The following is a 21,459-nucleotide window of genomic DNA, read 5'->3' as shown; positions in this document are numbered from 1 at the left end:
AGTGGCCCGGTCGACGCCGGCCGCCGCCGGCTACTTTGCATGGGGTTGTTTTCGATATTTTGGCAGCGACTGTCTTTGCTTCACTCCAGCCTCCGGCCATGCGATGCTTCGAGCTGGATGTAGCGGCGGCTCCGTGCCGTCTGCTCGCCAGGTCGGCGCCGACGATGGGCAGGTGCAACCGATAAGGATTGCCTCCCATCGACAGAAGCGACTCGATGACCGCCAACGCGCTCCGCGACTACGCCCAAAGCATCCTGACCGCACGGGTCTACGACGTGGCGGTCGAGACGCCGCTCGACCCGATGCCGCGGCTCTCGGAGCGCCTGTCGCGCGCCGTGCTGCTGAAGCGGGAAGACTTCCAGCCGATCTTCTCCTTCAAGCTTCGCGGTGCCTACAACAAGATCGTCAGGCTGCCGGACGCGCAGCGCAGGTTGGGCGTCATCTGCGCCTCGGCGGGCAATCATGCGCAGGGTGTGGCGCTGTCGGCGCGCAAGCTCGGCATTCCGGCGACGATCGTCATGCCGAGGACGACGCCCGCCATCAAGGTCGAGGCCGTCCGGCGTTTGGGCGGTGACGTTGTCCTGCATGGCGATACGTTCGACGACGCGCAGACAAAGGCCAGGGAGATCGAGGCCGCGCGTGGTTTGACCTTTGTGCATCCGTTCGACGATCCCGATGTGATCGCCGGCCAGGGAACGGTCGGGATGGAGATCCTGCGCCAGCATCCCGATCCGATCGAGGCGATTTTCGTGCCGATCGGCGGAGGCGGACTGGCGGCCGGCGTGGCCGCCTTCGTGAAATTCCTCAACCCGTCGATCAAGGTCGTCGGCATCGAGCCGGCGGACGCCGCGTCGATGGCGGCCGCGCTTGCCAAGGGCAACGTCGTCGCGCTGGATCAGGTCGGACTGTTCGCCGACGGCGTCGCGGTCCGCAAGGTGGGAACCGAGACCTTCCGGCTCTGCCGCGATCTGCTCGACGAGGTCGTCACGGTGGACACCGATGCCATGTGCGCCGCCATCAAGGATATCTTCGACGACGTGCGATCGGTCGCCGAGCCCTCCGGGGCGTTGGCGCTCGCCGGCCTCAAGGCCTACGCCGAGCGCGGCGCGCTCAGTGACGGCAGCCTGATTGCCGTCAACAGCGGCGCCAATCTGAATTTCGACCGGCTGCGCACCATCGCCGACCGCGCCGAGGTCGGCGAACATCGCGAGGCGCTGCTTGCCGTGACCGTGCCGGAGAAGCCGGGCAGCTATCGGCACTTCATCCGCATCCTCGGCTCGCGCGCGATCACGGAATTCAACTACCGCTTTGCCGAGACCACCGCGCCGGCGCAACTGTTCGTCGGCATCGCGCTCAGCCGCGGCGAGGTCGAGAAGCGGGAAGTCATGGAGCTGCTTCGGCGCGAAGGCTATCCGATCCTCGATCTCAGCGAGAACGAGATGGCCAAGGACCATGTGCGCTACATGGTGGGCGGTCGCGCTCCGCTGCTCAAGGACGAGGTCATCTACCGCTTCGAGTTTCCGGAGCGCCCCGGCGCGCTGCTGAAATTCCTCGAGAGCCTGGCGCCCGACTGGAATATTTCGCTGTTCCACTACCGCAATCACGGCGCCGACTACGGACGCATTTTGGCAGGCATCGAGGTCAAGCCTCACGAGCGCACCCGGTTCGTTCAGGCGCTGGATGCGCTCGGATATCCCTACTGGAACGAGAGCGAAAATCCGGCCTATCGCCTGTTTCTCTCCGCCGAGAAGGGATGAAGCATCGAGCGGTTCCGTCGACCAACGGTCAGCGATCGGCCGTCAGTTGCTGGCGGTAGCGCTCGGCGTCCCAGTTCAGCAGCGCATGCTCGTTCTCTGCCGTCAGATAATTGACCCGTGCGGTCAGGGGCAGGCGGCAGGTGACCAGTGCGAGACAGCTCAGCATCGCCTCCGCGCCGTCGCTCGCATCCTCGCGGATGAGGCTGCCGAGGTCTGGGACAAGAAGCGCAACCGGCGGCGGCAGTCCGTTCGCGGCGGTCTGCGCGATCATGCCGCTCAGCTTCTCGCGATGCTCCAGGACCGGCAGGCCGGGGCCAAGGAAGACGACGTGATCAGGATACAGCGAGCCGCTGGTCGCGATCGCGCGGCTGTAGCGGTCGGTGGCAATGTCGTGGCCGCGAGGATCCCGCGGCAGGCGATAGTTGGTGCCCGCGCAGATCGCGCGGAGCGCGTCATGATCTGCCGCCGGCGCGCTGCGCTGCTCCAGCGCGAGGCGTTGCTCGACGTCGGCGACCAATGCCTCCGCCGCGTCACAGGTGGCCGCACCGACCACCAGGCCATGATTGCCGAGGATCAGGACGTCGACCGCATCGTGCGCGATCGCTTCGCTGACCGCGCGTGCGAGCGGCAGCCCCGGGTGGTGATAGTCGAGGTAACGCCACGCCAGTCCGTCCAGTCGCCGGGCAAACTCGTCGCGGGCGTCGGTGCGCACCGCCCATGTGATGGTGTTGACGGAATGGACGTGCAGCACGATCCGCTGCGGCATCAGCGCATGCAGCGAGGTCTCGATCGAGGCGCGCAGCGTCGTGGCGGCGTTCGGCGCCAGCGGCACGCGTTCGTCGCCATGCAGCAGCGCTGTGCGCGCGGCCGACAAGGCGACCGGCACGAAAATCTCCCTGTCCTCGGCATCGGCGAGCCAGGTACCCGACGCCTTCACCCACAGCACGTCGCCATCCTTGACCGACGAATTGCCGCCGGCACCTTGCACCAGCAGCATATTCCTGCCGACGCGTGCCGACATGCGGCGCAGTTCATCCAGCATTTGAGGCGGTCGCATCGGGGCTGTTCTCACCAGGTCAGATGGTCCATCGTCCAGTGCGGCATCCGCGCCGCCGTGCCGGCCACGGTCTTGATCGCCCGCGGCAGATCGCTCGCCTGCGCAAGCGTCGCGCGGTGGGCGCCGGAGCCGATCAGCAGGGTCAGCATGCCGGCGGTGCGTCCACCGGCGATATCGTGATCGAGGGAGTCGCCGATGACGAGGATCCGGTCCGGCGGCGGCCGTCCCAATTGATCGCACGCGGCGGCAAACATCGGTGGATACGGCTTGCCGACGAACAGCACGGTGCCGCCGAGCGAATGGTAGAATGCGGCGAGTGCGCCCGGCGCAGGGATCAGCCCCGCGACTCCGAACATCACGAGATCGGGATTGGCGCACAGCATTGGCAGTTGGCGTGCGGCAGCGGTTGCAAGCGGCTCACGCCAGCGTTCGGGCTCGGCCGCGTCATCGTCGAGACCGCCGAGCAGGATGAAGTCGGCGTCGCGCATGTTCGAGACCACCACAAGGTCCGTACCGTCGACGATCGAGCGGTCACCGTCGCGCGAGATCAGGAAGCAGGCGCGTCCGAGCTCGGCAAAGGGAGCCTGCTCGCGCGCATGCAGGCCGCGCCAGGTGACCTCGCCCGAGGACAACACGCCGTCATAGGCGTCGGGCGGCAGGCCGAGCGTCGCGAGCCGCCGCTGGTTGCTGCCGGCGCGCTTGCCGGAATTGGACAGGATCAGGATGCGCTTGCCGGCTTCGCGCAGCCGCGCCACGCAATCCAGCGCCGCAGGGAACACCGCAAGTCCCTCATGCAGCGTGCCCCACTGGTCGAGCAGCACATGATCGAAGCGGTCGGCGATGGCGTGAAGGCCGGCGATTGCGGTCGCGTCGGCCTTCATGGCGGGCCTCCGTTCAGCGCGAGCAGCGCGGCGCCATAGCTTGCTTCGGTCTGCTCGGCGACCGAGACGGGAACGCCGAGAACGCGATGTCGGATCCGGGTCCAGGCGTCGTTCTTCGCGCCGCCGCCGATGCCGATGACGCGGCGCAGGCGCGGCGCCCCGAGCCGCGACAGCTGGCGGTAGGCGAGGGCTTCCACCGAGGCGATACCCTCGAGCAGCCCCTGGAAGAAGCGGCAGTCCTCAGCCGGACGCGGCGTGATCCGCGCGGCCAGCGCTGGATCGGCGATCGGAAAGCGTTCGCCGGGCTTTGGAAGTGGATAATAGTCGAGCCCGGTCGGCTGGTCCGGCGTCAGCTGCGGTGTCAGCCGTTCCATCTCGGCGGCGGTGAAATGCACCAGCAGCGCGGCGCCGCCGGAGTTCGAGGCGCCGCCGGCGAGCCAGCGCTCACCGAGCCGGTGCGAATAGATGCCTTGGTCGGCCGCGAAGATCGGCTGGGTCGCAAGCTGCTTCACCACCAGCGTGGTGCCGAGCGAGGTGACGGCATCGCCAGGCTGGTCGGCGCGCGTTGCGATGAAGGCCGCAACGCCATCGGTGGTGCCGGCAGCGACCTGCGCTGCGGGCGGCAGTCCGAGCGACCGCGCGATTTGCGGATCGATCTCGGCGAATGGCGTGCCCGGCACCAGCACTTCGGGGAGCAGATCGTCTCGCACGCCGAGCTGGTCAAGCCAGGGCGGCCAGACGCGCGCGACCGGGTCGTAACCGAGCTTCAGCGCGTTGTTCTCGTCGCTGATGCCGTGATGGCTCGCGAGCCGGCCGGCGATCCAGTCCGCCTGGTGAACGGCATGGCGCGCATCGCCGATATAGTCATGGCTCAGCAGATAGAGCAGCTTGGCGAGCGCGCTGCTCGCGCCATGCGCGCCGCTCTCGCGCGGAGCGACCGCCGCGACGCGCGCCGCTTCCCGCGTGGCGCGTGCATCATTGTACATCAGCCCCGGCGAGCAGGGGCGGCCGGCGGCGTCGACCAGCAGCAGCGTGCCCGACGTACCGTCCACGACGATGCGCGTGACATCGTCGAGACCGACGCTCACGCCGAGCTTGCGGATGGCCGCAACCGTAGCCTGCCACCACAACTCCGGTGTCTGGTCGATGGCGTTGCCGTCGACGCGCGGTGCGGGCAGCGCGACGGACGCGAAGCCGCGGATGCCGGCCTGCGCGTCGATGGCACAGGCGCGCACGCCGCCGGTTCCGACATCGATGCCGAGATACAAACCTCCCATGCGACCTCATCGCTCTCTGGTGCGCGCGCGTCGATGTTGGTTGCGCTGCAGCACGTTTGGGGGATTGACGCCCCGTTCGGCCTCTGCAATTTTTTGCAGGACGTGAAGAAATTTGCAAGCGGACTTTTCCTGATATGGCACCCCCGCCCGACAGGCTGCCGGTAATCGACGGCGAGGCGTCGCTCGCGACGCGCGCGGCGTGGCTGTATTTCGCGGCGGGACTCACGCAGTCGGAGGTCGCCGACCGCCTCAACATCCAGAGCACCAAGGCGCATCGCCTGATCGCGCGCGCCAGCCGCGAGGGCATGATCCGTGTGTTCGTCGAGGGGCCGGTCGCGGAATGTGTCGCGCTGGAAAACGATCTCGCGCAGCGCTTCGGCCTCTCGTTCTGCCGCGTCGCGCCTGATCTCGGCGAGAGCGACCTGCCGCTGAAGGCGCTGGCGCTGGAAGGCGCGAGTTTCCTGCGCCAGACACTCGAGCGCGGCCAGGACAAGGTGATCGGTTTCGGCCATGGCCGCACGCTCGCGGCGGTCGTGGAGCAGATGCCGCAGACGCCGGCGCGCGACGCGCAATTCGTGTCGCTGCTCGGCGGACTGACGCGGAAATTTGCCGCCAATCCGTTCGACGTGATTCACAAGCTCGCCGAGCGCACCGGCGCGGAAGCCTATCTGCTGCCGGTGCCGGTATTCGCCAATTCGGTCGCCGACCGCGCCGTGCTGATGCAGCAATTCGGCATCGCCGACGTGTTCGCGCTGGCGCGCAAGGCCTCGCTGCTGTTCGTCGGCATCGGCCAGGTCAGCCGCGACGGCTTCCTGGTGTCTAGCGGCATGATCAAGCCCGACGAGGTCGTCGAGCTGAAGCGCGTCGGCGCCTGCGCCGACCTGCTCGGACATTTCTTCAGCGCCGACGGAACGGTGCTGGACACCGATCTGTCGGCCCGCGCCACCTCCATGAGCATGGCCGATCTCAGGAAACACCGCATCGTCGCCATCGCCGGCGGGCCGGCCAAGGTGACCGCGCTGCGCGGCGTGCTGCGCAGCGGCGTGCTGCACGGCCTCATCATCGACGAAGCGACCGCAAAGGCGCTCGCCACCGACAAGCCGGAGACCACATCCGGCAAGACAAGAAGCAAGACCCGGAAGGACACATAAAACAAGCGTCAACAAGGAGAGGAAATACATGTTCGATCGCGAGAAGAATCTGTTCGACTCCTACGCTGCCAAACGCATCAGCCGCCGCGATCTCCTGGACGGCGCCGCCAAGCTCGGCATCGCGGGCATCGCCGCCAACGCCGCCTTCGCCTCCTCGATGTCGAAGGCGATGGCCGCCGACTTCAACTGGAAGGCCCAGAGCGGCAAGAGCGTCAAGCTGCTGCTCAACAAGCACCCCTATGTCGATGCGATGATCGGCGACATCGAGGCGTTCAAGTCGCTCACCGGCATGAACGTCACCTACGACATCTTCCCGGAGGACGTTTATTTCGACAAGGTGACGGCGGCGCTGTCGTCGAAGTCGGACCAGTACGATGCCTTCATGACCGGCGCCTACATGACCTGGACCTATGGTCCAGCGGGCTGGATCGAAGACCTCAACACCTACATCAAGGATCCAGACAAGACTAATCCGGCCTTCGCCTGGGACGACGTGCTGCCGGGCCTTCGCGCCTCGACGGCGTGGGACGGCGTCGCCGGCTCCGAGCTCGGCTCGGGCAAGGCCAAGCAATGGTGCATCCCCTGGGGCTATGAGCTCAACAACATCACCTACAACCGCAACGTCTTCGACAAGGTGGGCGTCAAGCCGCCGAAGAACCTCGACGAGATGCTGGAGGTCGCGGCCAAGATCACCAAGGACGCCGGCGGTCCCTACGGCGTCGGCGTGCGTGGCTCGCGCTCCTGGGCCACCATCCATCCCGGCTTCCTGTCGGCCTATTCGAACTTCGGCCAGAAGGATTTCGTGATGGAGGGCGGCAAGCTGAAGGCCGCGATGAACACCAAGGCCTCGAAGGATTTCCACGACAAATGGGTCAAGATGATCCAGACCTCGGGACCGAAGAACTGGTCGACCTACACCTGGTACCAGGTCGGCACCGATCTCGGCGCCGGCGCCTCGGGCATGATCTTCGATGCCGACATCCTCGGCTACTTCATGAACGGCGGCGACAACAAGGAGAAGGGGCATCTCGGCTATGCGCCGTTCGCGGCCAATCCGGCCGCCAAGGCGCCGACCCCGAACGTCTGGATCTGGTCGCTCGCGATGTCGAGCTTCTCCAAGCAGAAGGAGGCGGCCTGGCTGTTCATGCAGTGGGCGGCATCCGTCGAGCACGACCTGTTCGGCGCGCGCAAGATGGACTTCGTCAATCCGGTGCGTGCATCGGTGTGGAAGGACAGCGAGTTCCGCGACCGCATCGCGAAATCCTATCCCGGCTATCTCGAGCAGCACGACATGTCGTCGCCCGGCGCCAAGATCTACTTCACGGCGCAGCCGCTGTTCTTCGACCTGACGACGGAATGGGCCGCCTCGCTGCAGAAGATGGTCGCGAAGGAGGTCAGCGTCGACGAGGGACTCGACAAGCTCGCCGACAGCATCAACCGGCAGCTCAAGCAGGCCGGTCTCGGCTGACGGATCAACTGTGCGGTGCCTGATCCCCCGCACCGCACCCATCCGCCGGCTCGGACCCTTGTCCCATCCGAGCCGGCGGCGTTTGCCAGCCGAGCGCGATCTCTTATCATCATGAGCATGGTCCAACTTCTCCAGACGAACGCGCAGGCAGCGCCGGCCAAACCAAGGCCGCGCGTGCGCCTCTTGCCCTATCTGCTCAGCCTGCCGGCGCTGCTCGTCTGCGTGGCGATCCTGGTTCCGTTCGTGACCGCGGCGGTCTATTCGCTGCAGCGCTACCGGCTGAACCTGCCTTACCTGCGCGGCTTCATCGGCGCCGGCAACTACATCGACTTCCTGTCCGATCCGGCGTTCTGGAATACGTTCCAGGTCTCGATCACCTATACCGTGCTGACGGTCGTGCTCGAGCTGCTGCTCGGTCTTGGCATCGCGCTGCTGCTGCGCCGGCCGACCCGCTTCCACAATGCGGTGTCGATCATGCTGCTGCTGCCGCTGATGACGGCGCCGGCGATCGCCGCGCTGATGTGGAAGCTGATGACCAATCCGAGCTTCGGCATCTTGTCCTATTTCGTAAGTCTGTTCGGCGTCACCGATTTCAAATGGGCGTCCGATCCGTCGACGGCACTGTTCACGGTCGTACTGGTCGACGTCTGGGTCTACACGCCGTTCATCATGATCCTGCTGCTCGCGGGCCTGCGCTCGCTGCCGCGGCAGCCGTTCGAGGCCGCGGCGCTCGACGGCGTGCCGGCGAGCTTCGTGTTCTTTCGCATCACGCTGCCGATGCTTGCGCCCTACATCATCACAGCGTCGCTGTTCCGGCTGCTCGATTCGATCCAGCAGTTCGACATCATCTATGCGATGACGCAGGGCGGGCCGGGCGACCGGCTGATGGTGTTCCAGGTGCAGGCCTATCTGGAATTCTTCCAGTACACCAATGTCGGCAGGTCGGCGGCGCTGCTGATGATCCTCTGGCTCATCACCAACATCCTGTCGAACATCTTCATCAAGAACTGGCTGCGGTTGCGCGCGCGTGCGCACGGCCACGCGTGACGGGGAGGGGCACGATGGAACATTCCAGCCTTGCCGGTCGCATCTTCCGCGGCGTGGCACTCACGCTGATCCTGATCTTCTTCATGTTCCCGATCGTCTGGATCTTCCTGATGTCGTTCCAGACCAATGAGCAGATCTTAAGGATTCCGCCGCGAATCCTGTTCGAGCCGACGCTTGCGAATTACGAGGCGTTGATCTCCGGCCAGCTGCGCACCGCGGCGGGCAATCTGCAGATCTCCTTCATGCGCAATCTGTTCAACAGCGTCGTGCTGTCGAGCGCGGCGGTGCTGCTGGCGCTGCTGCTCGGCGTGCCCGCGGCCTACGCCTTTGCGCGCTTCAAATTCCGTCTCGGCGAGAGCATCGCCTTCACGCTGCTGTCGTTCCGCTTCGCGCCGCCGCTGCTCGTGCTGCTGCCGCTGTCGCTGTACTACCAGGAGCTCGGCCTCAACGACACCTACTTCGGGATCGTCTGGGTCTATCAGTTGATCGCGCTGCCCTTGATCCTGTGGATCGTGCGCGGCTATTTCGAGGATATCAGCCCCGATATCGAGCATGCCTACCGGCTCGCCGGCCATTCCTGGCGCGAGGCCTTCACCAGGATCGCGGTGCCGCTGGCGGGGCCGGGGATCGCCGCGGCGGGGCTGCTGTCGTTCATCTTCTGCTGGAACAATTTCGTCTTCGCGCTGATCCTGGCCTCTGCCGACAAGCAGCCGGTGACGGTCGGCGCGCTTGCCTTCGTCACCGCGTCTGGCATCCAGTACGGCCAGATCGCGGCGGCGATCGTGCTGTCGGTGACGCCGACCCTGTTGCTTGCGCTCTATGCGCAGCGCTATCTGGTCGAGGGTCTCTCGCTCGGCGCGGTGAAAGGCTGATCCGATGGCGCGTCTCGAGATCAACTCGGTGAGCAAGGCATTCGGTGCGGCACGGCCCGCCGACGGATTGTCGCTGGCGGTCGAGCCCGGCGAGATCGTGGCGGTGTTCGGACCGTCCGGCAGCGGCAAGACCGTGCTGCTGCGCATGATCGCGGGCATGTTCGAGCCCGACGACGGCGACATCCTGGTCGGCGGCCGCTCGGTCGTCGGCGCTCCGCCCGAACGGCGCGGGATCGGCATGGCATTCCAGAACTTTGCCTTGTTCCCGCACATGACCGCCCGCGACAATATCGCAAGCGGCCTGCGCGCCAGGGCCGGCGGCGGCGATGTCGCCGGCCGGGTTGCCGCGATCAGCAGGCTGCTCAAGATCGAGCACGTGCTCGGCCACGCGCCGCGCGAATTGTCGAACGGACAGAAGCAACGCACCGCGCTGGCACGGGCGCTGATCGGCAATCCGGATGTCCTGCTGCTGGATGATCCGCTGCGCAATGTCGACGCCAAGCTGCGCTACGAGATGCGGCTCGAGCTGCCGAACCTGCTGCGCCGCGGTACTGCCGCGGTGCTCTACGTGACCCAGGACTATCGCGAGGCGATGGCGATCGCCGACCGCATCGCGGTCTTGATCGACGGCCGGCTCGCGCAGGTCGCAACGCCTGCCGATATCTACGCCCAGCCCGCATCGGTCGCGGTCGCGCGCCTGTTCGGCGATCCGACCATCAACCTCGCGGAGGTCTCGCCAGTAGCGGAGCACGGCATGCTGTCGGCTGACATCGCCGGCGCCAGGATGCGGCTCGGGGCGGCCGATGGCGCAGCACCTGCCGGTGCCTGTTGGCTCGGCGTCCGGCCCGAGGATCTCGCGGTCTCGTCGGCGTTCACTGATGACGCCGTCCCGGCGCGCATTCTCGCGGTCACGCCGATGCATGAGAAGGCGGTGCTGCTGCTCCGTCTTGCCGACGGAACGGAATGGCTGGCGGCACTGCCGCCGGATGCACCGCAGGGCGCGGCCGACGATGCCGTTTTCGTTCGCTTCGCGCCCGACGCCGCGATGCTGTTCGATCGCGCGACCGGGATGCGGATCGGGGCGTCCCACCGGCTCAAGGCGGCATAGGAGCGGATGGTCATGGACATGCTCGAGCTTCGAGGCATCGACAAGGTCTATCGCAGCCGCGGCAAAGAGCCGGTGCATGCGGTGCGCGCGCTCGACATGGCGGTCGAGAAGGGCGAGATCGTCGCGCTGTTGGGATCGTCGGGCTGCGGCAAGACCTCGACCTTGCGCATGATCGCGGGCTTCGAGGACGTCTCGGCCGGATCGATTGCGCTCGGCGGGCGGCGGATCCACGAGCTGCCGCCGGCGCGTCGCAAGGTCGCGATGGCGTTCGAGGGCTACTCGCTCTATCCGCCGCTGACGGTCCGCGAGAACATCGCGTTCGCGCTGAAATCCGCCCAGCTGCCGCGCGCGGAGGTAACGCGTCGCGTCGACGAGATCGCCCGCCTGGTCGAGATCGAGGACATCCTCGACAGCTATCCGCGCGCGATCTCGGGTGGCCAGCAGCAGCGCGTGTCGCTGGCGCGGGCGCTGGTGCGCGACGCCGATCTCTATCTGCTCGATGAGCCGATGGGGCAGCTCGAACCGCAGCTGCGCGCGGTGCTGCGCGGCCGGATCAAGAGCTTGCTTGCCGAGCGCGGCATGACCGCGATCTTCGTCACCCACGACCAGACCGAAGCGAGTGCGCTGGCCGACCGCATCGCTGTCATGGAAGGCGGCGTGCTGCAGCAGTTCGCCAGCGAGAAGGAGCTGAAGGGCCGGCCCGCCAATCTGTTCGTCGCGAGCTTCATCGGCGAGCCGCCGATGAACCTGCTCGACGCTGGCGTGACGCGGTCGGATGGCGGCTTCCGCCTGTCGGTCGGAACCGACATGCGTTTCGATATTGCCGGCGCCGGACTCGACGTTGAGGCGGCGAAGACGCTCGTGGCCACGCCGCAGGTGCGGATCGGCATTCGTCCGCAGAAGATCGTGGTCGGGACCGGTGACGTCAGGGTCAAGGTCGTCTCCAACCAGTGGCTCGGCGATCAATCGCATGTCGCCGGCGATTGCGGCGGCCGCATGCTGATCGCGGTCACGCCGGGCCGCGTCGCCGCGCGGCCGGGAGAGATCATCTCGTTTGCGCTGGAGCCGCGTCACCTGCACATCTTCGGCAGCGACGGAACCTGCATTCGCCATGCGGAGGTAGCGTGACGATGACCGCTTCCGCAAGCCGCGACGTCATCATCGGCATCGATGCCGGCACCTCGCTGATCAAGGCGGTGGCGTTCACGCTGACCGGCGAGCAGCTTGCCGATGTTTCGCGGCCGAATGCGTATAGCAGCCTGGCCGGCGGCCATGTCGAGCAGGACATGGCGCGGACCTGGAGCGACACGGTCGCCGTCATTCGCACGCTGGCGAAGTCAGTGCCTGACCTGTCGGCGCGGATCGCGGCGATCGCGGTGACCGGGCAGGGCGACGGCACCTGGCTGATCGATGACGACGGCTGGCCGGTTGCGCCGGCGCTGCTGTGGCTTGACTCGCGCGCCGGGCGGCTGGTCGAGGAGATTCGCGGCAGCGAGCACAACGCGATCCTTTACCGTCGAACCGGCTCCGGGCTCAATGCCTGCCAGCAAGGACCGCAATTGGCGTGGCTGCAGGCCCACATGCCCGACACGATCGCCAGGGCGACAACGGCCTTCCACTGCAAGGACTGGCTCTATTTCCTGCTGACCGGTGAACGCGCAACCGATCCATCGGAAGCCACCTTCTCCTGTGGCGATTTCCGCAGGCGAGCATTCGATGAGGAAACCGCGCGGTTGATCGGTATCGCCGACCTGACGCGCCTGTTCCCGCCGGTCGTCGACGGCGCGGTCATGACGCATCCGCTGACAGCGGCCGCCGCCATCGAGATCGGCCTGCCGGAAGGTGTGCCGGTCTGCCTCGGCTATGTGGACGTGATCTGCAATGCGCTCGGCGCTGGCCTCTACGATCCGTCACCCGATGTCGGCTGCACGATCATCGGCTCGACCGGCATGCATATGCGGCTGGTTCCGAGCGCCGACGCGGTGACGTTGAATCGGGAGGCAACCGGCTACACCATGCCGTTCCCGGTGCCGGGTCATTATGCCCAGATGCAGTCCAATATGGCGGCGACGCTGAATATCGACTGGATGCTCGATCTCGCCTGCGACATGCTGGCGGCGGAAGGCGTGACGCGCACGCGCGCCGAACTGATCCGCCGGCTCGACGATCAGGTGCTGCGGGCGAGGCCCGGCGAGGTGCTGTTCCACCCGTTCATCTCCGATGCCGGCGAGCGTGGTCCGTTCGTCGCGCATGAGGCCAGCGCGCAATTCTTCGGCCTGCGCTCGCGCCACCGCTATAGCGACCTGATGCGCGGCGTGATGGAGGGCCTGGCCTTCGCCGCACGGGATTGTTACGCGGCGATGGGGTCGCTGCCGCGCGATGTCAGGATCACGGGCGGCGCGGCGAAGAGCCGTGCGCTTGGCGCCATCCTCGGGGCCGCGCTGGATTGCGACGTCCGGATCTGCAGCCGCGCCGAGGCCGGTGCAGCAGGTGCTGCGATGATCGCGGCGGTCGCGATCGATGCTCATCCCGACATGCGCGCCTGCGCCGAGCAGTGGGTCGCGCCGCATCTAAGTGCGCCGCAATCGCCGGACGCCGCGCTGGCGAAGCGCTATGCCAGCATCTTCCCGACCTATCTCGAGGCAAGGCTGGCGTCGCGGCCGGTCTGGAAGCAACTCGCCGCGCTGCGCGCCGGAGGCGATCATGTCTAAGTCCATCGCCATCGTCGGCGACCGCTTCATGCTGCCCTCGGTGTTCGCCGAGCACATCCGATCAGCCTGCGGCGATGGCGTCGATATCCGCACCCTGGAGCAGCCCTGGCCGGACGAGCCGATGGAGCACGGTTACGCCGGCTCGAAGCTCGATGGCCTGAAGGAATTCATGGGGCAGCCCGACGAGATCATCGGCTTCATCGGCGATGCCGAGCTGCTCGTCACGCATCTGGCGCCGATCTCGCGGTCGATGCTGGAGCGGCTGCCGAAGCTGAGGTTCATCGCGGTGTCGCGGGGCGGCCCGGTCAACATCGACATGCAGGCGGCGCGCGACCACAACGTGCTGGTGGTCAATACGCCCGGCCGCAATGCGAGCGCGGTCGCGGAGTTCACCATCGGCGCCATTCTGGCCGAGACGCGCCTGATCCGCAGCGGTCACGAGGCGCTGCGTGGCGGTGAATGGCGCGGCGATCTCTATCGGGCCGATCGCACCGGGCGCGAGCTCGGCGAGATGACGGTCGGCATTATCGGCTATGGCGCGATCGGCAGCCGGGTGGTCAAGCTGCTGAAGGCCTTCGGCTGCAAGATCCTGGTCGCCGACCCTTATGTCCAGCTCAGCGCCCAAGACCGCAATGACGGCGTCGAACATGTCGCGCTCGGCGAATTGCTCGGCCGCGCCGACGTCGTCACGCTGCACGCCCGGGTGACGCCCGAGACCACCCGTTTCATCGGACGCGAGGCGCTGGCGCGGATCAAGCCGGGCGCGTTCCTGATCAACACCGCGCGTGGGCCGCTGGTCGACTACGAGGCGCTGCATGATGCGCTGGCATCGGGGCATCTCGGCGGCGCCATGCTCGACACCTTCGCGGTCGAGCCGGTTCCGGCGGACTGGCCGCTGCTGCGACTTCCCAACGTCACGCTGACGCCGCACGTCGCCGGCGCCTCCGTGCGTACCGTCACCGTGGCCGCCGGGCAGGCGGCCGAAGAGGTTCGTCGCTTCCTGGCCGGCGAGCCGCCACGCAATCCGTGCTGAAGAGAAAGGCAGTTCGTATGACCCGTGAGGAACGACAATTGCGCGAGGCTGTTATCGCCAAGTGCCGGTGGATGAATGCGTCGGGTCTCAACCAGGGGACGTCGGGCAACATCTCCGCCCGCTACAAGGACCGGATGCTGATCACGCCGTCGGCGACGCCCTACGATTCGATGAAGCCGGAGATGATCGCCTCGATGCCGCTCGAGGGCGACTATGGCGCGTGGGAGGGGCCGCTGCAGCCGTCCACCGAATGGCGCTTCCATCTCGATATCACGCGTGCCCGGCCCGACGTCGGCGCCATCGTCCATACTCACTCGACCTACGCGACCGTGCTCGCCATCGCGCGCAAGCCGATCCCGGCCTGCCACTACATGATGGCGGCGTTCGGCGGCACCGAGATCCGCTGCGCCGGCTATGCGCGCTACGGCACCAAGGAATTGTCCGACCATGCGATCGCGGCGCTCGAAGGCCGCAATGGTTGCCTGCTCGCCAATCACGGCATGATCGCGCTCGGCGCCAATCTCGACAAGGCGATGTGGCTCGCGGTCGAGCTCGAGACCATCGCGCGGCAGTACTACCTCTCGCTCGCGCTCGATTCGCGCGTCATCCTGACCGACGAGGAGATTGCCGACACCGCGAAGGGATTCTCCACTTACGGTCTGCAGGCGCCGAAGCCGAACAAGGCCCGCGCAACGGCAAAGGCCGCGCCGCGCCGCGCCGAGAAACGGCGTAGCAGCAAGCGATGACGGGCACTGCGCCGGTCGCAGGTACGGATCACGGGCTGGTCGATATCGCGGTCATCGGTGGCGGCATCAACGGTGCCGGCATCGCCCGCGACGCCGCCGGCCGCGGCTTGAAGGTGCTGCTCTGTGAGAAGGATGATTTCGCCGAGGGCACTTCGTCGCGCTCGGGCAAGCTGATCCATGGCGGGCTGCGCTATCTCGAATATTACGAGTTCCGCCTGGTGCGCGAGGCGCTGATCGAGCGCGAGGTGCTGCTCGCGTCGGCGCCGCATATCATCTGGCCGATGCGCTTCGTGCTGCCGCATTCGCCGGAGCAGCGGCCGGCGTGGCTGGTCCGCACCGGGCTGTTGCTCTACGACCATCTCGGTGGCCGCAAGCAGCTGCCGGCGAGCCGCAGCCTGGATCTGTCGCGCGCGCCGGAGGGGACGCCGCTGCGTCAGGAGTTCCGGCGAGGCTTCGAATATTCGGACTGCTGGGTCGATGACAGCAGGCTGGTGATCCTCAATCTGATCGATGCCGCGCAGAACGGCGCCCGCATCCTGCCGCGCACGCGGGCGGTGCGTGCGCGCCGCGACGGCGAGGCCTGGCTGCTCGACATGCAGGGCGACGACGGCACAACGCAGGTCGTGCGGTCGCGCGCGCTGGTCAATGCCGCCGGGCCGTGGGTCCAGGATGTCATCCAGGGCGTGGCGGGCCTGAACTCGGCCCAGAGCGTGCGGCTGGTCAAGGGCAGCCATATCGTGGTGCCGAAATTCTGGAGCGGGCCGCAGGCCTACCTGCTGCAGAACAGCGATCGGCGGGTGATCTTCGTCAACCCCTATGAGGACGATCTCGCGTTGATCGGCACGACAGACATTCCCTATCACGGCCGCGCCGAGGACGTCGCGATCGGCGAGGACGAGACCGATTACCTGTTGCAGGTCTTGCGCCGCTATTTCCGAACGCCGCCGCAGCCGAGCGCGATCGTGCACGCGTTCTCCGGAGTCCGGCCGCTCTATGACGACAACGCCGACAATCCGTCGGCGGTGACGCGCGACTATGTGTTCGAGGTTCACGGCGCCGAGGACGTGCCGCCGCTGCTATCGATCTTCGGCGGCAAGATCACGACCTACCGCCGACTGGCGGAGCAGGCGCTGCAGCGCCTCGCGCCGTGGTTTCCGAAGCTGTCGTCGGCCTGGACCGCGCATCGGCCGCTGCCGGGCGGCGACATCGGCGGCAGCTTCGAAGAATTCGCGAATGGGCTGGCGCGCGACTATCCCGATTTGCCGCGAACGCTCATCCATCACTACGCCCGTCTCCATGGGACGCGTGCGCGCCAGCTGCTGGGTCCGGTCCGCAGCGCCGTCGACCTGGGCCGTCATTTCGGCGGTGAGTTCTATGAATGCGAAGCGGTCTATCTCCGCGAGAACGAGTGGGCCAGGAAGCCTGCCGACTTCCTGGACCGACGCACCAAGCACGGCCTGCATTTGACGCCGGCGCAGCGCCTCGCGTTCGAGAGCTACCTCTAGGACGGCATCCGCATCCAGATGCGTCACGCAATCGTTTTCAAATACAGGCTCGGGTCGAAATATTTGCTTGCCGGCGTAAAGTCCTTGATGCCGGCATTGGCCATGAAGAAGTCGGTCGATTGCTGCAGCCAGTTGGTGACCGTGCCGTCGGAATACATCCGCTTCCAGTCCCGCGACGAGAACATCTTCTGCGCCTTGAACGATTCGTCGATGTCGGCCATCGGCGTCTGGCTGTAATGGCCCTTCTGCAGCTTTTCCATCGCTTCGGTGCTGTTCGCAATGATGTAGTCGTTGGCATCGGCCCAGCCACGGATCAGCTTCGCCAGCGTTTCCTTGTTGGGCTCGTAATAGTCGTTGGCCGCGGCCCAGCCGCCGATGATCGCGGCCTTTGGATAGTAGGCTGAGGCGTCGGCGAGCTTGACCGCGCCCGGCACCTTGTCGCGAACCGTCACGTTGAAGGGCACCCAGAGCGCAACGGCAGGCACCGCGCCCGAAATGAAGGCGGTTACGGCGGCAGGCATGGTCTGGTTGACGAGCTCGACCTGTTTGGGATCGACCTTGTTCGCGCGCAGCGCGGTGTCCAGGAACACATGCGCGGTGGTGCCGGTCGCAGTTGCGATCCGCTTGCCCTTCAGATCCTCGAATGACTTGATGCCCTGATCGCCGCGCACCCAGAGCTGCGCGGTCGCGACCTCGATGTCGTTGATGAGGAAGACCTTGCCCTGGCCCCGGGCGGGGAAGTTCGAGAGCACGGCGCCCGTCGCCAGCACGTCGAGGCTGCCGCCGATCAGCGCCTGGAAGATTTCGAGACCGGTATTGAACTGCCGCAGCTCGAGATCCAGCCCCTGCTTTTCGAAGGAGCCGCGGTCCATGCCGGTCCAGATCTGGCCGTCGACGGCAACGGTGTGCAGATAGCCGACGCGAACTTTTGTTTTTGCCTGCGCAATCGCGGGCGCTGCGGCGGTGAAGGATCCCAGGGCAAGCCCGGCCGTGGTGGTCAGAAATTGTCGCCGATCCATAGGTCGTCCTCCGCTGTGTTGCTATTCCGAGAATGAGACCGGACGCATCTGCGCCTGCTGGGCGCGATACTCGTCCATCACCAGATGCTTGATATGGCTTCGCAGCTCGCCGAATTCGGGCCGTTCCTGGATCGATTCATCGCGCGGATAGGCGAACGGCACGTCGATGATCTGCCTGATCCGCGCCGGCCGAGCGGTGACCACCACGATACGGGACGCGAGATAGATCGCCTCCTCCACGGAGTGGGTGATCAGCATGACCGTCTTGCCTTCGGTCTGGAGCACCTTGAGCAGCAGGTTCTGCATGTTGGAGCGGGTCTGGGCGTCGAGCGCACCGAACGGCTCGTCCATCAGCAGGAACTGCGGCTTGACGGCGTAAGCGCGCGCGATCGCGAGCCGCTGACGCATGCCGCCGGACAAATGCTTCGGATAGGAGTTGGCGAAGTCGGACAGCCCCATCAGGCCGAGATAGTGATCGCAGATCGAATCGCGCTCGTCGGCCGCGACGTGATTGGCCCGGAGCGTCAGGCCGAAGGCGATGTTCTGCTTCACCGTCAGCCATGGGAAGACGCCATATTCCTGGAAGATGACGCCGCGCTCGGGACCGGGACCCGCGACCGGCTGTCCGTCGAATAGCACGCTTCCGGTCGTCGGCTTCTGGAAGCCGGCGAGCATGCTCATCATCGTGGTCTTGCCGCAGCCTGAAGGGCCGATCACCGCGATGAAATCGCCATCGTTGATATCGTAGCTGACATCCTCGACGACGTTGAGGCGTCCCTTCGGGGTCTCGAAGGCAAGCGAAACCTTGTCGAACCGTGCACGCGTGGTCATGCGATGGCCCGATCCTGCCAGACCAGCAACCGGGCCGTGATCTTGCGCAGGATCATGTCCATGATCAGCGCGATCAGGCCGATGCAGATGATGCCGACATAGATGACGTCGAGCAGGAAGTAGGTCGACGCATTCTGGATCATGGCGCCAAGCCCACGCTGGGCTGCGATCAGTTCGGATGCCACCAGCGTCGCCCAGGCTACCCCAAGCGCGACCCGCAGCGCGGTGAGGATGTGCGGAACGGTGAGGGGAATGATGACCTTGCGGAAGATTTCCGCCTGATTGGCGCCGAGCGTCTGCGCCACGCGGATATAGAGCGGCGTGATCTGCGAGACCCCCTCATACATGACGATCACGCCGGAGAAGAACGAGGCGTAGAACAGGATGACGAGCTTTGCGAGCTCGTCCACGCCGAAATAGACGATGACAAGCGGGATCAGCGCGATCGGCGGCAGCGCGCGGAAGAAGTTGATCATGGGGTCGGCGAAGGTGCGGGCCGGGCGATACCATCCGAGCAGAAAGCCGACGGGCACCGCGACGAGGATTCCAAGCGAGACGCCGAAAAAGACGCGCCTGGTCGAGGCGAAGATGTCGATCAAAAGGCCTTCCTTGGTGAGAAGCTCGACGAACTTCGCGGCGACCTGGTGCGGGGCAGGGATCAGCGACGCGTTGACGAAGCCGCTCCAGCGCACGGCATACCAGAGCAGGATCGCTCCGACCCATGGTATCAACCCGAGACCAAAGCGTCTCACGCCAGCTCCGTCCATTCGACGCATCCACCCAGATTGCAGTTGATGTTTGCCCAAGTCATATTATAAATAGGATGACCATACAAGCGCCGCTTTGGTCGTAGGCGCCGCAGGCTTTTCCGCGCATGACATCGCCGCCTTTCACTATCCGGAGCGTCCAGGCCTTTGGCTTCCGCTATCCGCTGACGACACCGGTCATCACCTCGTTCGGGCGGATGGGAGACCGGCCCGCCGTGTTCGTTCGGGTCGAGGACACGGATGGTTACGCGGGCTGGGGCGAGGTCTGGTGCAACTTTCCCGCGCCGGGCGCCGAGCATCGTGTTCGGCTGGTCAACGAGGTCCTGGCACCGGCGCTTGTCGGATTCAGGGCAAGCGAACCTGGTGCCGCATTCGAGCGATTGACGCGGGGAACTTCGGTGCTCGCGTTGCAATCCGGCGAAGCGGGCCCGTTCGCGCAATCGATCGCCGGCATCGATCTCGCCGTCTGGGATCTCCATGCGCGCCGCCGGAACGTTGCGTTGTGGAAACTGCTCGGCGGATCGCGGAAGCGGATCAAGGTCTATGCCAGCGGCATCAATCCAGTCGGATCTGAGCGGGCGGCGGAAGCAGCCCTCGGCCGCGGCTACCGCGCCTTGAAGCTGAAGATCGGCTTCGATCCGGCGGGCGACCGGGCCAACCTCGCCGCGCTGCGCCGCCTCGTCGGCGATGGCATGCTTGCGGCCGATGTCAACCAGGGTTGGACCATCGCGCAGGCGCTCGAGCGTGCGCCGCAGCTCGAGCCGTTCGGCCTTGCCTGGCTCGAGGAGCCGATCCGCGCGGACCGTCCGCGGCGGGAATGGAAGCAGCTGCACGAGACGATCCGTTTTCCGCTGGCGGCCGGTGAGAACATCGCGAGCCACGCCGGCTTTGCCGAGGTGCTGAGCGAGCCGGTTCTCGGTGTCGTCCAGCCTGACATCGCCAAGTGGGGCGGGCTTTCGGCTTGCGCCGGCATCGCCCGCGACATCCTGACGTCAGGCAAGATGTTCTGTCCGCACTATCTCGGCGCCGGCATCGGCCTGTTGGCGTCGGCGCATCTGCTGGCGGGCGTCGGCGGCGAGGGACTGCTGGAGGTCGACAGCAATGAGAACCCGCTGCGGGATCAATTCTGCGGCCCCGTGCTTGACGTCAGCGATGGCATGATCGAGCTCGGCGACGAGGCGGGTCTCGGCATCACCCCCGATCTTGCCTCGATCGAACAATACCGGACCGCCTGATGTCGGGGCTTGGCTACGACTACATCATCGTCGGTGCGGGGTCGGCCGGCTGTGTGGTCGCAAACAGATTGTCGGCCGATCCTGCCTGCCGCGTGCTGCTGCTCGAAGCCGGCGGATCGGACCGGAATTTCTGGCTCAAGCTGCCGGTCGGGTATTACCGGACCATGTACGACGAGCGCTTCTCGCGCCTGTTCAAGACCGAGCCGTCGGAAGGAAGCGGCGGCCGCGCCATCGTCTGGCCGCGCGGCCGCGTGCTCGGCGGATCGTCGTCGATCAACGGCCTGATCTTCATCCGCGGCCAGCACGAGGATTTTGACGACTGGGAACGTCTCGGCGCCGACGGCTGGAGCTATCGCGACGTCCTGCCCTATTTCCGGCGCTACGAGCGCTACCGCGGCGGCGAGAGCCAGTTTCACGGCGGCCTCGGAGAGTTTGAGGTCTCCGACCTCAGGAACGACAATCCGGCGTCGAGGGCCTGGGTGGAGGCGGGCGTGCAGTTCGGCCTGCCGCGCAATCCCGACTTCAACGGCGCGACGACGCTTGGCGTCGGGTCCTATCAGCTCGGCATCGGGCGGCATTGGCGGACCAGCTCGGCGTCCGCCTTTCTTCGACCGATTGCCGACCGTCGCAACCTGACCGTCATCACGCACGCACAGGTGAGCAAAGTCACCTTCAACGGCTGCGTCGCGACCGGCGTCGAGTGGATCAGCAAGGGGCAGGTTCATCGCGCGACAGCCGATCGCGAGGTCATCCTGTCCGGCGGCGCGCTGCAATCGCCGCAAATCCTCCAGCTTTCCGGGATCGGGCCGGCCGACCTGCTTCGCAAGCACGGCATTGCCGTCGTCGCTGACTCGCCCGAAGTCGGCTCCAATCTGCAGGACCATTACCAGGCACGGCTGATCGTGCGCCTGAAGGAGCGGATCTCGCTCAATGACCAGGTCCGCCATCCTGTCGAGCTCGCGAAGATGGGGCTGCAATGGATGCTGGCCGGGCG

At 66.2% G+C, this 21,459-nt stretch carries 19 protein-coding genes; 13 read left to right on the top strand and 6 right to left on the bottom strand.

Going from position 1 to position 21,459, the window contains the following annotated elements; all coding sequences use genetic code 11:
• The first annotated feature begins 215 nt into the window (after nt 1–215).
• Complete coding sequence (gene ilvA / locus AC1VNY_RS16610; protein WP_482405960.1) at nt 216–1,757, top strand: threonine ammonia-lyase, biosynthetic; 1,542 nt, start codon at nt 216–218, stop codon at nt 1,755–1,757.
• Between the two features lie 28 nt (nt 1,758–1,785).
• Here ilvA and AC1VNY_RS16605 read toward each other — a convergent pair whose 3' ends face one another.
• The 3 genes from AC1VNY_RS16605 to AC1VNY_RS16595 are packed head-to-tail and all read right to left on the bottom strand — an operon-like array spanning nt 1,786 to nt 4,972.
• A complete protein-coding gene (locus AC1VNY_RS16605) occupies nt 1,786–2,814 on the bottom strand; it encodes a class II aldolase/adducin family protein (protein WP_482405959.1) in 1,029 nt (342 codons plus the stop codon).
• A gap of 11 nt (nt 2,815–2,825) precedes the next feature.
• The gene (locus tag AC1VNY_RS16600; protein WP_482405958.1) at nt 2,826–3,695 is read right to left on the bottom strand and encodes a TIGR01459 family HAD-type hydrolase; all 870 of its coding nucleotides are present in this window, start codon (nt 3,693–3,695) and stop codon (nt 2,826–2,828) included.
• Nucleotides 3,692–4,972: an FGGY-family carbohydrate kinase gene (locus AC1VNY_RS16595; RefSeq protein ID WP_482405957.1), complete on the bottom strand. Its 1,281-nt coding sequence runs from the start codon at nt 4,970–4,972 to the stop codon at nt 3,692–3,694. Before AC1VNY_RS16595 ends, AC1VNY_RS16600 begins: the two co-directional genes overlap by 4 nt.
• Nucleotides 4,973–5,106: 134 nt before the next feature.
• On the opposite strand from AC1VNY_RS16595, the gene AC1VNY_RS16590 reads away from it, so the two are divergent.
• From AC1VNY_RS16590 to AC1VNY_RS16545, 10 genes are all read left to right on the top strand, one after another.
• The gene (locus AC1VNY_RS16590) at nt 5,107–6,123 is read left to right on the top strand and encodes a sugar-binding transcriptional regulator (protein WP_028341201.1); all 1,017 of its coding nucleotides are present in this window, start codon (nt 5,107–5,109) and stop codon (nt 6,121–6,123) included.
• Nucleotides 6,124–6,151: 28 nt separating this feature from the next.
• A complete protein-coding gene (locus AC1VNY_RS16585; protein WP_482405956.1) occupies nt 6,152–7,591 on the top strand; it encodes an extracellular solute-binding protein in 1,440 nt (479 codons plus the stop codon).
• A 117-nt stretch (nt 7,592–7,708) separates the two neighbouring features.
• Complete coding sequence (locus AC1VNY_RS16580) at nt 7,709–8,638, top strand: carbohydrate ABC transporter permease (protein WP_482405955.1); 930 nt, start codon at nt 7,709–7,711, stop codon at nt 8,636–8,638.
• Nucleotides 8,639–8,652: 14 nt separating this feature from the next.
• Nucleotides 8,653–9,510 (top strand): carbohydrate ABC transporter permease, encoded by an 858-nt coding sequence (locus AC1VNY_RS16575; RefSeq protein ID WP_018273209.1) that lies wholly within the window; start codon nt 8,653–8,655, stop codon nt 9,508–9,510.
• 4 nt (nt 9,511–9,514) lie between these two features.
• On the top strand, nt 9,515–10,618 hold the full coding sequence (locus AC1VNY_RS16570) for an ABC transporter ATP-binding protein (RefSeq protein ID WP_482405954.1): 1,104 nt from the start codon (nt 9,515–9,517) through the stop codon (nt 10,616–10,618).
• A 12-nt stretch (nt 10,619–10,630) separates the two neighbouring features.
• The gene (locus tag AC1VNY_RS16565) at nt 10,631–11,746 is read left to right on the top strand and encodes an ABC transporter ATP-binding protein (RefSeq protein WP_482405953.1); all 1,116 of its coding nucleotides are present in this window, start codon (nt 10,631–10,633) and stop codon (nt 11,744–11,746) included.
• A gap of 2 nt (nt 11,747–11,748) precedes the next feature.
• A complete protein-coding gene (locus AC1VNY_RS16560; RefSeq protein WP_482405952.1) occupies nt 11,749–13,329 on the top strand; it encodes an FGGY family carbohydrate kinase in 1,581 nt (526 codons plus the stop codon).
• Nucleotides 13,322–14,362 carry a 2-hydroxyacid dehydrogenase gene (locus AC1VNY_RS16555; RefSeq protein ID WP_482405951.1) on the top strand — a complete coding sequence of 347 codons (1,041 nt, stop codon included), beginning with the start codon at nt 13,322–13,324 and terminating at the stop codon, nt 14,360–14,362. Before AC1VNY_RS16560 ends, AC1VNY_RS16555 begins: the two co-directional genes overlap by 8 nt.
• Nucleotides 14,363–14,379: 17 nt before the next feature.
• Complete coding sequence (locus AC1VNY_RS16550) at nt 14,380–15,108, top strand: class II aldolase/adducin family protein (RefSeq protein ID WP_170991820.1); 729 nt, start codon at nt 14,380–14,382, stop codon at nt 15,106–15,108.
• Nucleotides 15,105–16,613, top strand: coding sequence for a glycerol-3-phosphate dehydrogenase (locus AC1VNY_RS16545; protein ID WP_482405950.1), 1,509 nt, complete (start codon nt 15,105–15,107; stop codon nt 16,611–16,613). Before AC1VNY_RS16550 ends, AC1VNY_RS16545 begins: the two co-directional genes overlap by 4 nt.
• Before the next feature lie 23 nt (nt 16,614–16,636).
• Here the strand turns inward: AC1VNY_RS16545 and AC1VNY_RS16540 are convergent, their stop codons facing one another.
• The 3 genes from AC1VNY_RS16540 to AC1VNY_RS16530 are packed head-to-tail and all read right to left on the bottom strand — an operon-like array spanning nt 16,637 to nt 19,215.
• Nucleotides 16,637–17,632 (bottom strand): ABC transporter substrate-binding protein, encoded by a 996-nt coding sequence (locus tag AC1VNY_RS16540; RefSeq protein ID WP_028335663.1) that lies wholly within the window; start codon nt 17,630–17,632, stop codon nt 16,637–16,639.
• Nucleotides 17,633–17,653: 21 nt separating this feature from the next.
• Nucleotides 17,654–18,463, bottom strand: coding sequence for an ABC transporter ATP-binding protein (locus AC1VNY_RS16535; protein WP_482405949.1), 810 nt, complete (start codon nt 18,461–18,463; stop codon nt 17,654–17,656).
• On the bottom strand, nt 18,460–19,215 hold the full coding sequence (locus tag AC1VNY_RS16530) for an ABC transporter permease (protein WP_225163506.1): 756 nt from the start codon (nt 19,213–19,215) through the stop codon (nt 18,460–18,462). The genes AC1VNY_RS16535 and AC1VNY_RS16530 overlap by 4 nt, the downstream gene beginning before the upstream one ends.
• 122 nt (nt 19,216–19,337) lie before the next feature.
• Between AC1VNY_RS16530 and AC1VNY_RS16525 the strand changes: the two genes are divergently transcribed.
• The gene (locus tag AC1VNY_RS16525; protein ID WP_482405948.1) at nt 19,338–20,465 is read left to right on the top strand and encodes a mandelate racemase/muconate lactonizing enzyme family protein; all 1,128 of its coding nucleotides are present in this window, start codon (nt 19,338–19,340) and stop codon (nt 20,463–20,465) included.
• Nucleotides 20,465–21,459, top strand: a 995-nt coding sequence (locus AC1VNY_RS16520; protein ID WP_482405947.1) for a GMC family oxidoreductase, incomplete at its 3' end; no start/stop codon positions are given. The genes AC1VNY_RS16525 and AC1VNY_RS16520, both read left to right, overlap by 1 nt.

The organism is Bradyrhizobium ferriligni (genome assembly GCF_056837965.1).
This window is presented reverse-complemented; position numbering and strand designations above follow the sequence as displayed.

Excerpts from the sequence above, each read along its gene's own strand:
- ilvA (WP_482405960.1), top strand. The coding sequence starts at position 216 with ATGACCGCCAACGCGCTCCGCGACTACGCCCAAAGCATCCTGACCGCA.
- AC1VNY_RS16605 (WP_482405959.1), bottom strand. The coding sequence starts at position 2,814 with ATGCGACCGCCTCAAATGCTGGATGAACTGCGCCGCATGTCGGCACGC.
- AC1VNY_RS16600 (WP_482405958.1), bottom strand. The coding sequence starts at position 3,695 with ATGAAGGCCGACGCGACCGCAATCGCCGGCCTTCACGCCATCGCCGAC.
- AC1VNY_RS16595 (WP_482405957.1), bottom strand. The coding sequence starts at position 4,972 with ATGGGAGGTTTGTATCTCGGCATCGATGTCGGAACCGGCGGCGTGCGC.
- AC1VNY_RS16590 (WP_028341201.1), top strand. The coding sequence starts at position 5,107 with ATGGCACCCCCGCCCGACAGGCTGCCGGTAATCGACGGCGAGGCGTCG.
- AC1VNY_RS16585 (WP_482405956.1), top strand. The coding sequence starts at position 6,152 with ATGTTCGATCGCGAGAAGAATCTGTTCGACTCCTACGCTGCCAAACGC.
- AC1VNY_RS16580 (WP_482405955.1), top strand. The coding sequence starts at position 7,709 with ATGGTCCAACTTCTCCAGACGAACGCGCAGGCAGCGCCGGCCAAACCA.
- AC1VNY_RS16575 (WP_018273209.1), top strand. The coding sequence starts at position 8,653 with ATGGAACATTCCAGCCTTGCCGGTCGCATCTTCCGCGGCGTGGCACTC.
- AC1VNY_RS16570 (WP_482405954.1), top strand. The coding sequence starts at position 9,515 with ATGGCGCGTCTCGAGATCAACTCGGTGAGCAAGGCATTCGGTGCGGCA.
- AC1VNY_RS16565 (WP_482405953.1), top strand. The coding sequence starts at position 10,631 with ATGGACATGCTCGAGCTTCGAGGCATCGACAAGGTCTATCGCAGCCGC.
- AC1VNY_RS16560 (WP_482405952.1), top strand. The coding sequence starts at position 11,749 with ATGACCGCTTCCGCAAGCCGCGACGTCATCATCGGCATCGATGCCGGC.
- AC1VNY_RS16555 (WP_482405951.1), top strand. The coding sequence starts at position 13,322 with ATGTCTAAGTCCATCGCCATCGTCGGCGACCGCTTCATGCTGCCCTCG.
- AC1VNY_RS16550 (WP_170991820.1), top strand. The coding sequence starts at position 14,380 with ATGACCCGTGAGGAACGACAATTGCGCGAGGCTGTTATCGCCAAGTGC.
- AC1VNY_RS16545 (WP_482405950.1), top strand. The coding sequence starts at position 15,105 with ATGACGGGCACTGCGCCGGTCGCAGGTACGGATCACGGGCTGGTCGAT.
- AC1VNY_RS16540 (WP_028335663.1), bottom strand. The coding sequence starts at position 17,632 with ATGGATCGGCGACAATTTCTGACCACCACGGCCGGGCTTGCCCTGGGA.
- AC1VNY_RS16535 (WP_482405949.1), bottom strand. The coding sequence starts at position 18,463 with ATGACCACGCGTGCACGGTTCGACAAGGTTTCGCTTGCCTTCGAGACC.
- AC1VNY_RS16525 (WP_482405948.1), top strand. The coding sequence starts at position 19,338 with ATGACATCGCCGCCTTTCACTATCCGGAGCGTCCAGGCCTTTGGCTTC.